Here is an 11,003-nt window from a genome sequence, read left to right as displayed (position 1 = left end):
GTGGTGGAGATGGCGGGGGTCGAACCCGCGTCCGTCAATCCTCCGCCTCAAGATCTACATGTTTAGGCTTCTCTATTGAGTTAACCCGTCACGACCCGAGAGCCAGGGTGTTATGGGCGAGCCTTTTTAGTTTTAGCCGTTCAGCTTAAGGCGAAGCATCCGGGCGATTCTGTCTCGAATGATACCGCAAAATCCTCTAGTTACAGACACCTGAAGGAGCGGCACAAGCTGACTTATGCAGCTAGAGCGTAGTTATCGTCGTTAGCAACTATAACTGTGTAGTGAGGGATTTACGAGATTCACTACGTTCTCGACATGCACCTAAGGTTTTGTAATCAGCGTCGAAGCCAAGTCATCCCCAGATAGTGAGCCATTATAGCTCTATGACCATCAATTAAGAAGAAGGTTTATTTTGCTGCCATCAAACGTTGTTTCTGGCGTGCCCAGTCTTTGTCTTTGTCTGCTGCGCGTTTGTCATGTTGTTTCTTACCTTTCGCCAAAGCGATCTCACATTTAACGCGGTTGCCTTTCCAGTACAGGGCGAGGGCTACGCAGGTGAAACCTTTAGCTTCCGTGGCACTGATGATTTTGACCAGCTCACGGTGGTTAAGCAGTAGTTTACGGTCCCGTGTGGGATCGGCTACAACATGGGTGCAGGCAGTTTTCAAAGGTGTGAAATGGGCACCAACCAGCCAAGCTTCGCCCTTGTGGATAACCACGTAGGAGTCAACTAGTTGTGCACGGCCTTCGCGTAAGCTTTTAACTTCCCAGCCAGTCAGAACCAGGCCAGCCTCGAATTTATCTTCAATAAGATAATCGTGACGAGCTTTTTTGTTTTGACAGATACTGTTGCCTGAAGGCGCTTTCTTCTTTTTAGCCATGGCGGGCGATTATATAGACCTGTATACGGCAAGAAAAGCGCTTATCGCTAATAGATTGGATTGGTGTTTCTTATAGTCTATAAAATTTCCTATATGAGAAAATCGAATTGTACATAGAGCAAGAAAGATGAAAAAATCAGTGTCTATAATTTCCAACACTCGTTAATTAAAAGAAGAGCAGGGTATGCAGGAAAAAACATCAATTCATGGCGCGTGGGCCTCACGCTGGATCTTTATTCTGGCGGCTACAGGTTCTGCTGTTGGCTTAGGTAATATCTGGAAGTTCCCATATATAACCGGTGAAAACGGTGGTGGGGCGTTTGTACTGGTTTACCTGTTCTGTATTTTGTTGGTAGGTGTACCAATCATGATGGCCGAGGTGCTGATTGGTCGTCGTGGTCGTCAGAGTCCTATCAACTCAATGAAAGATGTAGCTATCGAGTCGGGGCATTCTGGAAGTTGGTCACTTCTTGGCTGGATGGGTGTGCTGGCAGGCTTCATGATCTTCTCCTTCTACTCTGTAGTTGCTGGTTGGGTGCTCTACTACATAGCGGGTATGGGAGTTGGCGACTTTATCGCAATTGGCGGTGATGATGCCGGTAAGGTCTTTAATGACCTGCTTGCAGATGAGCAAACGCTGCTGATCTGGCATACGATCTTTGTTGTGATGGTGATGCTGGTTATTGCGGGTGGCGTTAAGAAAGGTCTGGAGAATGCCGTACGTTTCCTGATGCCGGCGCTGTTTGTGCTGTTGCTGTTACTGCTGGGTTATTCAACTCAGACGGGCGCTTTTGCTCAGGGCTGGGACTTCATGTTCCATTTCGATCCGGAGCAGTTGAGTTGGGATGCCGTATTGGTGGCTCTGGGGCATTCGTTCTTCACCTTGTCTTTGGGTATGGGTGCAATTATGGCCTATGGTTCCTACCTTCCTAAGAAAACCTCCATCGGCAGCTCTGTACTCATGATCGCGTTTATGGATACTCTGGTGGCTCTGATTGCGGGTCTGGCTATTTTCCCAATCGTATTTGCCAATGGTATGGACCCTGGTGCAGGTCCGGGCCTGATGTTTGTGACGCTACCGGTGGCATTTGGACAGATGCCGGGTGGCCAGATCTTTGGTTTTGTCTTCTTCTTGCTGGTGGGTATTGCTGCTTGGACTTCGGCTATCTCTCTAATGGAACCCGCAACTGCGTGGTTGGTTGAGAAATTTGGCTGGAACCGAGTGCCATCCTGTGCGGTTCTTGGTTTTATCGTCTGGGCATTGGGTGTGGCCGCGCTCGGTTCGTTCAACTTCCTCTCGGATGTGAAACTAGCTGGATTTAATATATTCGACTTCCTCGATTTTGTTACAGCGAATGTAATGTTGCCGTTGGGTGGATTGTTTATTGCGCTGTTTGCGGGCTGGTTTATGAAGCGCCATGCTACAGAGAGCGAATTGGCTATGAAATCTCCAACTTTGTTTAATGCGTGGTATATTGTGCTCCGTTTTGTCGCCCCGGTGGCGGTTGCCGCAATTTTTATTCTCAATTTGATTGAGAAACTGAAGTAAGAGAAGCCCGCAAAGAATGACTCAGGTAGATCGCAGTGCACTGGTTTTGCATACTGCAGAGCAGATGTTTGATTTAATTAATGATGTTGAGCGTTACCCTGAGTTTCTGCCCTGGTGTTCTAAAACAGAGGTGATCAGCCGTACGGATGACGAGCTGGTCGCTACACTCTATTTGTCGAAGGGTGGTTTGAAATATAGCTTCACCACCCGTAATCAACTTTCCCGGCCAACGCGTATGACGCTGGAATTAGAAGAGGGGCCTTTCTCTTCTCTATCCGGTGTTTGGGATTTCAAAGTGTTGAGTGATGAGGCCTGCAAAGTCAGCCTGAATCTGCAGTTTGAGTTTTCTGGGAAGCTGGCATCTTTGGCGATGAGTAAAGTATTTAATCAGGTTGCGACTACCCTTGTGGATGCGTTTGTTAGCCGCGCTGATGTTGTTTATGACTAGGAAGGTCAATTTAGCGTGAACGGGCTCTAAGAGAAAATTATGATTGTAGAAGTTGCATACGCTCTACCTACTGAGCAGAAAATCATATCGCTGAATGTTGATGAAGACTGCACGGCATACGAGGCTGTCATCAAATCAGGCATTACTGAACTGTATCCGCAGATCGATCCGGAAAATGATCCTATGGGGATTTTCTCTAAAGCGATTAAAGATCCAAAGGAAACAATTTTGCGCGAAGGACAGAGGGTCGAGATCTATCGACCGCTTATCGCTGACCCAAAAGAGGCGAGAGCTAAACGCGCAGCTAAGATGAAAGCTCAGAAAGAGGCTGAAGAGGCTGCGCGCAATAAATAGGCAGGTTTATTGAGAGCTAAAGCTTAGCTCTCTTTGCCACCACCTGGGCGGAAGTCACCGCTCAGGCCGCTTAGTTTCCCGTTGCTGAACATGAGTGTCAGGCGTTCGCGAACCAGGCTACCATCGGTGCCGCTTTTCTTGGAATAAAGATAATCCCAGCGTCCTTGGTGGAAGGTATCGGTAATTAGTGGGGTGCCCATGATGTAACGAACCTGGCTTTCAGTCATGCCTGGACGCAGCTGGTCAACCATATCCTGAGTAACCACGTTGCCCTGAGGAATATCAATTTTATAAACCCCTGGGAAACCTGAGCAGCCGCTTAGTACTAAAGTAAGTACTGAAGCAATAAGAACTTTTTGCATCTGATTTTTGCTTCCACTATTGTGCGTAAATGCGGATAATAAAGATTCATGCGCATTTGAACAAGCGAATAAGCAGTTTGCGCCTAATATGTCATCACCAATAGCTCTAGAGATTAATTTATGTCAGTTGAAAATCAGGAACTTCGAAAAGCCGGTCTCAAGGTAACTTTGCCGCGCGTAAAAATTTACCAGATTCTGGAACAGGCTGGAGAAGGTGATCATTTCAGCGCTGAAGATATCTACAAGTTGCTGATGGAAAGAGGTGAAGATGTAGGTCTGGCGACTGTTTACCGTGTTTTGACTCAGTTCGAAGCAGCTGGTCTGGTAACACGTCATCACTTCGAAGGTGGCCACTCTGTATTTGAGCTGGCGCGTGACGAAGAGCATGATCACATTGTTTGTGTTAAAAGTGGCATCGTAAAAGAGTTTAATGACCCTCGTTTGAACGAGCTGTTGAATGAGATTGCCGAATCTATGGGCTTTACCGTGACCGATCGTACGATTTATCTGTACGGTGTGCATAAGGATGCTGACGAAAAATAAGCTCCTCTCTCTACGGTGATAACTAAAAGGCCAGCTTAGATGCTGGCCTTTTAGTATCTGCTATATCCCTTCTTTTTATATTCATACCTGTTGTGTGTGAATCAACGACCCTCTTAAGCCAGACTAAGCATCTCTCGGGCGTGTTCCAAGGAACGTTCGGTGATATCAATACCACCGAGCATGCGAGCCACTTCCTGTATGCGGTTTTCATCATCCAGCGTATTAATCTGCGTGTGGGTATGACTGTGGTCACTACTTTTGCTGACAAACAGGTGTTGATGGCCTTGAGAAGCCACTTGGGGTTGATGGGTGACACAAAGAATCTGTGCAGTTTCTCCTAACTGGCGTAATAGCTTGCCGACGACTTCGGCTATAGCTCCGCCTATACCCACATCAACTTCATCGAAAATCAGGGTAGGCGTTGTAGAAGTTTGTGCCGTGATTACCTGAATAGCCAGACTGATTCGGGAAAGCTCACCGCCTGAAGCGATTTTTGCCAGTGGTTTAGCGGGTTGTCCTTTGTTAGTGATGATTAGGAATTCAACTTCTTCCAGGCCTTGAGCGTTTGGTTGAGCCAATGGATTGAGAGCAACAGAGATCTGAGCAGATGGCATGCCCAGGCTGTGTAGTTGCTGGTCAACCAGCTTGCTGAGTTTTTTTGCTGCTTTATCGCGTTTTGCGCTTAGCTTCGCAGCGAGATCCTGAAAGGTATTACGGGCAGTTTCAACATCGGCGGCCAGCTGTTCCAGTTCTTCATCAGAGCGGTTCAGGCCAGAAAGCTCTGCGGATAATCCTGCATGAAATTCAGGGAGTTGATCTGCCTGAATGCGGTGTTTGCGCGCGATTTCAAAGATGGTTGATAAGCGTTCTTCTACTTCCTGTTGGCGCTCAGGGTTTATCTCAACGCGATCCATATAATGGCGGATTTCGCTGCTGGCTTCCTCTACCTGAATCAGGGCTGTGTTGAGCATTTCGCTGGCTTGGCGAACAGACGGTGATTCTGATTGCATATCGGATAGCATCTGCAAACAGTGGTTAAGCAGTTGTGCACAGTTGTTGTCTTCTCCGTCACTGGTGAGATTGATCAACTGGTGTCCGGTATTGAGGATCTCTCCAGCATTCGCCAGGGTTTTCTGCTCCTCTTCAAGCTGTTTAAGCTCGCCATCCTGTAGATCAAGTTGATCCAGTTCTTCTATTTGGTAGCTAAGCAGTTGTACGCGGGCCGTCTGCTCGGCGCTCTGTTCTGATAGCTGTTTAAGTTCAGAATCCAATTTGTGCCAATGCTGAAAGGCTTCGCGAACCTGAGTTGCCAGTTTGCTTTCACCGGCAAAGTCATCCAGCAGGTTGCGGTGGTGGTCTTTTTTCAGCAGGCGCTGATGTTCATGTTGGCCGTGGATAGCGATCAGGTGCTCGCCCAATGCTTTTACCTGTGCAGCAGGAGTCGGGCGACCATTGATATAACAACGGGAGCGCCCCTCTTTAGTGATCACTCGGCGAAGTATGCACTCACCATCGTTATCCAGGTCATGCTCAGTTAACCAACTATGGGCTTCAGGAATGCTGGCTATGTTAAAGCTTGCACTGATATCGGCTTTATCTGCGCCGTGCCTTACTGCTCCGCTTTCGGTTCGATCACCCAGGGTTAGCCCTAAAGCGTCTAGCATGATGGATTTACCTGCACCGGTTTCCCCGCTCACCACGGTCATGCCCTGGTTAAGTTCCAGATCCAGATGTTCAACGATTGCAAAGTCACGAATGGTTAACTGATTTAGCATAATAAAATACATGTGTTTTTATACAGTGTTTTCTGTATAAGCCATATTTCGATTGGTTGCAATCTTTATCTAAAAATGGGGCAAAAAAACCATATTCTAAGTGTTGAAACCGCTTTCTATGTCCCCATATACAGGTCAACAGTATTTCACCCTAACAGGCGCCCAATATTTCGTAAGGGCGGGTTGGAGATTAGAAAATGGCAAACGAAGAACTGAACCCGGTAGATCAAGAGCAAAAAACTGAATCTGCAGCAGATCAGGCTGCAGAAACTGCAGCTGAAACTGAAACAGTGGCTGAAGCAGCAGACGCAGTTGAAGGAATTGATGCTGGTATTGCTCCTGAGATGGCTGAAATGGTCCAGTTGGCATCGGATCTGTCTGCTGCGCAGGCAGAAATCGAAAGCTTGAAAGATCAGATGTTGCGCATTCAAGCGGATGCTCAAAATGTACGTCGTCGTGCGGAAGCGGATGTTGAGAAGGCGCATAAATATGGTGTTGAGAAGTTTGCCAATGAAATGCTGCCTATCCTGGATAGTTTGGAACGTGCGATCGAAGCCTTTGGCGACGATGAAGCATTGAAACCAATGCGCGAAGGCGTAGAGATGACCATGAATATGTTTATCTCAGGTCTGGCTAAATTCCAGATGGAACAGGTAAACCCGAAAGGTGAAATGTTTGATCCAGCACTGCATCAGGCAATGTCTATGATCCCAGTGCCAGATACAGCAGCAAACACCGTAGTAGAAGTTATGCAGAAGGGGTACACCCTGCATGGCCGTCTAGTACGTCCAGCTATGGTTATCGTAGCTAAAGGTTAAGATTTTTTATTAAGCAGCCTTGAAACCGCATAAATCGTACTTATATAGGTTTCAAGCTGACTGAAAAGTCAAAAGAGATTGATTAACTGTCCGTCGAACCGGGCAGCAAGAATATTGGAGCAGATACAAATGGGTAAAATCATCGGTATTGACCTGGGAACCACAAACTCTTGTGTTTCTATCCTGGACGGTGACAGCGCTAAAGTAATTGAAAACGCTGAAGGCGATCGCACAACGCCATCTATCATCGCGTACGCTGATGAAGGTGAAATTCTGGTAGGCCAGCCTGCAAAGCGTCAGGCAGTAACTAACCCAGACAACACTCTGTTTGCGATCAAGCGTCTGATCGGTCGTCGTTTTAAAGATGACGTTGTACAGAAAGACATCAAAATGGTGCCTTACAAAATTATCGAAGCGGACAACGGTGACGCTTGGGTAGAAGTAAAAGGCGACAAGCTGGCTGCACCTCAGATCTCTGCAGAGATTCTGAAGAAGATGAAGAAAACTGCAGAAGACTACCTGGGTGAAGAGATCTCAGAAGCAGTAGTCACTGTTCCAGCATACTTCAACGACTCTCAGCGTCAGGCGACTAAAGATGCGGGTAAGATCGCAGGCCTGGACGTTAAGCGTATCATCAACGAGCCAACAGCTGCGGCACTGGCTTACGGCATGGACAAGTCTAAAGGCGACAAAACTATCGCTGTATACGACCTGGGTGGTGGTACTTTCGATATCTCTATCATCGAGATTGCTGAAGTTGATGGTGAACACCAGTTCGAAGTACTGTCCACTAACGGTGACACGTTCCTGGGTGGTGAAGACTTTGACCTGCGCCTGATCGAATATTTAGCAGACGAATTCAAGAAAGAATCTGGTATCGATCTGCACAACGATCCACTGGCACTGCAGCGTCTGAAAGAAGCTGCTGAGAAAGCTAAGGTTGAGCTGTCTTCTGCACAGCAGACTGACGTTAACCTGCCTTACATCACTGCAGATGCAACAGGTCCTAAGCACCTGAACGTTAAGATTACTCGTGCCAAGCTGGAATCTCTGGTTGAAGAACTGGTAACTCGCTCTCTGACACCATGTAAAATTGCTCTGCAGGATTCTGACCTGAGCGCTTCTGAAATCGACGAGGTTATCCTGGTTGGTGGTCAGACGCGTATGCCAATGGTTCAGGAGAAGGTTGCTGAGTTCTTCGGTAAAGAAGCACGTAAAGACGTTAACCCAGACGAAGCGGTAGCTATGGGTGCTGCGATCCAGGGTGCGGTACTGGCGGGTGACGTTAAAGACGTTCTGCTGCTAGACGTAACACCTCTGACACTGGGTATCGAAACTATGGGTGGCGTTGCTACTCCAGTTATCGAGAAGAACACGACTATCCCAACTAAGAAGTCACAGATCTTCTCTACTGCGGATGACAACCAGAACGCTGTAACTATTCACGTAGTACAGGGTGAGCGTAAGCAGGCTACATCTAACAAATCTCTGGGTCGTTTCGACCTGGCAGATATTCCTCCTGCGCCACGAGGTGTGCCACAGATCGAAGTTACTTTCGACCTGGACGCTAACGGTATTCTGAACGTCTCTGCTCAGGACAAAGCGACTGGCAAACAGCAGTCTATCGTAATCAAAGCATCTTCTGGTCTGAGCGATGACGAGATCGAGCAGATGGTTACTGATGCTGAAGCGCACGCTGAAGAAGATAAGAAGTTCGAAGAACTGACTGCTGCCCGTAACCAGGGTGATGCAATGGTTCACTCCGCTAAGAAAACTATGGAAGAAGCGGGTGATAAAGCGACGGACGAAGAGAAAGCTGCGATCGAAGCTGCTACTGCTGAGTTGGAAGAAGAGCTGAAAGGCGACGACAAAGACGCTATCGAAGCTAAAACTACTGCGCTGACAGAAGCAATCTCTGGCGTTGCTCAGAAGATGTATGCTGAAGCTGCACAGCAGGCTGAAGCAGAACAGGCTGCAGGCGGTGCTGAACAGCAGCAGGCTGGCGGTAACGACGATGCAGTAGACGCTGAGTTCGAAGAAGTTAAAGACGACAAAAAATAAGTTGTCTTAGCTTAAGCGAGCTAAACAAGCGTAGCCTCTGTGCAGTGTAAAACGGTGCAGAGGCCTATAAATTCGGCACCGCGGGCTTTATGCCCGCGTTGTCATATCCGGCACAACGCTGAAATCAGTGTTATGACTGTAATAGAGTAGTGACTCTATTTGAGTATTGAGCATGTCGAAACGAGATTATTACGAAGTATTAGGTGTTTCCAAAGATTCATCTAATCGCGATATCAAAAAAGCTTTCCGCCGTATGGCTATGAAATATCATCCGGACCGTAATCCGGACGATACGGAAGCAGAAGATAAATTCAAAGAAGTTAACGAAGCCTATGAAGTGCTGTCTGATGCACAGAAAAAGGCTGCGTATGATCAGTACGGTCATGCCGGTGTTGATCCAAATATGCGCGGCGGTCATGGTGGCGGCTTCGAAGGTAACTTCTCGGATATCTTCGGCGATGTTTTCGGTGATATCTTCGGCGGCGGTGGCGGTCGTGGTGGTCGCAGCTCTGTACAGCGTGGTGCTGATCTTCGCTACAACATGGAAATGTCGCTGGAAGAAGCGGTTCGTGGTGTAGAGAAAAGTATTCAGGTTCCTACGCTGGTGGCTTGTGAAACCTGTGATGGAACTGGTGCTAAACCAGGTACTTCTGCCAAGGTTTGTGGCACTTGTGGTGGTCAAGGCCAGGTTCGTATGCAGCAGGGCTTCTTCTCTGTTCAGCAGACTTGTCCAACCTGTCACGGTGAAGGCAAGGTAATCTCTGATCCATGTGGTGACTGTCATGGTCATGGCCGTAAAGAGAAAACCAAGACGCTTAACGTTAAGATCCCTGCGGGTGTTGATACCGGTGACCGTATCCGTCTGGCGGGTGAAGGTGAAGCGGGAACCCATGGTGGCCCGGCTGGTGATCTATATGTTCAGGTACATGTTAAGGACCATCCGATCTTCGAGCGTGATGGCAAACATCTTTACTGCGAAGTACCAATTAGCTTTGTTGATGCTGCGCTGGGTGGTGAACTGGAAGTGCCGACACTGGATGGCCGTGTGAAACTGAAAGTGCCTTCCGAGACGCAAACTGGCAAAATGTTCCGTCTGCGTGGTAAAGGTGTAGCGCCTGTTCGAGGCGGTTCTACCGGTGACCTGTTAGTTAAAGTGGTGGTTGAAACACCGGTAAAACTTAGCAGCCGACAAAAAGAGTTACTGCGTGAGTTTCAGGATGAGATGGAACAGGGTACGCATAAACACAGCCCGAAAAAGCATGGCTTTTTCGATTCTGTGAAAAAGTTTTTTGAAGATATGACCTAAGGTTAAGGGGCTTATTTAGCCCCTTAACTATTTGAGAGCGGAGATGGCATGAGCCAGAATCCAGAATGCCCAACCTGGCTTTGGGATGAGATTACAGCAGAAGCTGAGCAGGAAGTATTGCAGGAGCCTGTGTTGGCAGGTTTCTATCACGCCAATATTCTTGGTCATCAGAGTTTGTGTTCGGCTCTGGCCTACCTGTTGAGCCGAAAACTCTATGACGATGCAGTGCCTGCGGTAACTTTTCGTCTGGTGATTGAGGAAGTTTTCCGCGAAGCACCAGAGATCCTGGCAGCAGTATGTGCTGATATTGCCGCTGTACGCACTCGTGACCCTGCTATTGATAAGCACTCCACGGTTTTACTGTATCTGAAAGGCTTTCATGCTATTCAGGCCTATCGTGTAGCGCACCATATGTGGAATAAAGGCCGCAAAAGTATGGCCCTGTATATCCAGAGCCGTGTCAGCAGTGTGCTTCAAGTAGATATCCATCCGGCAGCCAAGATCGGTCATGGCGTTATGTTTGACCATGCAACCGGCATCGTCGTGGGCGAGACTTCGATCATTGAGAATGATGTTTCCATCCTGCAGTCGGTGACACTGGGTGGTACAGGTAAAGAGTGCGGTGATCGCCATCCTAAGATTCGTGAAGGTGTGATGATCGCTGCGGGTGCTAAGATATTCGGTAATATCGAGATCGGAACCGGTGCTAAAATCGGCGGTGGTAGTGTGGTGCTTGATGCAGTGCCTGCACATACGACAGTGGTAGGTGTTCCTGCCCGTGAAGTTGGTCATCCTCAGTGTGAAAAACCTGCACTGGATATGGATCAGAATATTCTGCACGACAAAAATTAAGTAGAGCGAACGAAACATGATAAAAGTGGCAGTGACTGGCGCGGCTGGTCGTAT

Annotated in this window: 11 protein-coding genes and 1 other RNA gene; 8 read left to right on the top strand and 4 right to left on the bottom strand. The window is 47.9% G+C overall.

Features of this window, described 5'->3' with window-relative positions; translation table 11 throughout:
• Position 1: 1 nt before the first annotated feature.
• Positions 2-360, bottom strand: a transfer-messenger RNA (tmRNA) gene (ssrA, locus tag GY843_RS20135).
• A 47-nt stretch (positions 361-407) separates the two neighbouring features.
• The gene (smpB, locus tag GY843_RS20130; RefSeq protein WP_297312379.1) at positions 408-881 is read right to left on the bottom strand and encodes an SsrA-binding protein SmpB; all 474 of its coding nucleotides are present in this window, start codon (positions 879-881) and stop codon (positions 408-410) included.
• Between the two features lie 184 nt (positions 882-1,065).
• Here smpB and GY843_RS20125 point away from each other — a divergent pair, with 184 nt between their 5' ends.
• Genes GY843_RS20125 through GY843_RS20115 form a run of 3 tightly spaced genes read left to right on the top strand, consistent with a single transcriptional unit; the run spans position 1,066 to position 3,232 of the window.
• Positions 1,066-2,430: a sodium-dependent transporter gene (locus GY843_RS20125; protein WP_297312376.1), complete on the top strand. Its 1,365-nt coding sequence runs from the start codon at positions 1,066-1,068 to the stop codon at positions 2,428-2,430.
• A gap of 16 nt (positions 2,431-2,446) precedes the next feature.
• Positions 2,447-2,878 carry a type II toxin-antitoxin system RatA family toxin gene (locus tag GY843_RS20120; protein ID WP_297312374.1) on the top strand — a complete coding sequence of 144 codons (432 nt, stop codon included), beginning with the start codon at positions 2,447-2,449 and terminating at the stop codon, positions 2,876-2,878.
• Between the two features lie 39 nt (positions 2,879-2,917).
• Complete coding sequence (locus GY843_RS20115; protein ID WP_297312372.1) at positions 2,918-3,232, top strand: RnfH family protein; 315 nt, start codon at positions 2,918-2,920, stop codon at positions 3,230-3,232.
• A 23-nt stretch (positions 3,233-3,255) separates the two neighbouring features.
• On the opposite strand, the gene GY843_RS20110 is transcribed toward GY843_RS20115, so the two are convergent.
• Positions 3,256-3,594: an outer membrane protein assembly factor BamE gene (locus GY843_RS20110; RefSeq protein WP_297312369.1), complete on the bottom strand. Its 339-nt coding sequence runs from the start codon at positions 3,592-3,594 to the stop codon at positions 3,256-3,258.
• A 120-nt stretch (positions 3,595-3,714) separates the two neighbouring features.
• Between GY843_RS20110 and fur the strand changes: the two genes are divergently transcribed.
• A complete protein-coding gene (gene fur, locus GY843_RS20105) occupies positions 3,715-4,137 on the top strand; it encodes a ferric iron uptake transcriptional regulator (protein WP_297312366.1) in 423 nt (140 codons plus the stop codon).
• Between the two features lie 113 nt (positions 4,138-4,250).
• Here fur and recN read toward each other — a convergent pair whose 3' ends face one another.
• Complete coding sequence (recN, locus tag GY843_RS20100) at positions 4,251-5,912, bottom strand: DNA repair protein RecN (RefSeq protein ID WP_297312365.1); 1,662 nt, start codon at positions 5,910-5,912, stop codon at positions 4,251-4,253.
• A 197-nt stretch (positions 5,913-6,109) separates the two neighbouring features.
• On the opposite strand from recN, the gene grpE reads away from it, so the two are divergent.
• The 4 genes from grpE to cysE all read left to right on the top strand — a co-directional run bounded on the left by grpE (position 6,110) and on the right by cysE (position 10,949).
• Positions 6,110-6,730 (top strand): nucleotide exchange factor GrpE, encoded by a 621-nt coding sequence (gene grpE, locus GY843_RS20095; RefSeq protein WP_297312363.1) that lies wholly within the window; start codon positions 6,110-6,112, stop codon positions 6,728-6,730.
• 129 nt (positions 6,731-6,859) lie between these two features.
• Entirely contained in the window at positions 6,860-8,791 is a 1,932-nt protein-coding gene (dnaK, locus tag GY843_RS20090; protein WP_297312361.1) for a molecular chaperone DnaK, read from the top strand.
• 172 nt (positions 8,792-8,963) lie between these two features.
• On the top strand, positions 8,964-10,097 hold the full coding sequence (gene dnaJ, locus GY843_RS20085; RefSeq protein WP_297312359.1) for a molecular chaperone DnaJ: 1,134 nt from the start codon (positions 8,964-8,966) through the stop codon (positions 10,095-10,097).
• 48 nt (positions 10,098-10,145) lie between these two features.
• A complete protein-coding gene (gene cysE, locus GY843_RS20080; RefSeq protein WP_297312357.1) occupies positions 10,146-10,949 on the top strand; it encodes a serine O-acetyltransferase in 804 nt (267 codons plus the stop codon).
• Positions 10,950-11,003 lie beyond the last annotated feature (54 nt).

Origin of the sequence: Neptuniibacter sp. (assembly GCF_024231755.1) — a bacterium.
GTDB lineage: Bacteria > Pseudomonadota > Gammaproteobacteria > Pseudomonadales > Balneatricaceae > Neptuniibacter.
Note: the sequence above shows the minus strand (reverse complement) of the source record. Positions and strands in the feature narration are given on the sequence as shown.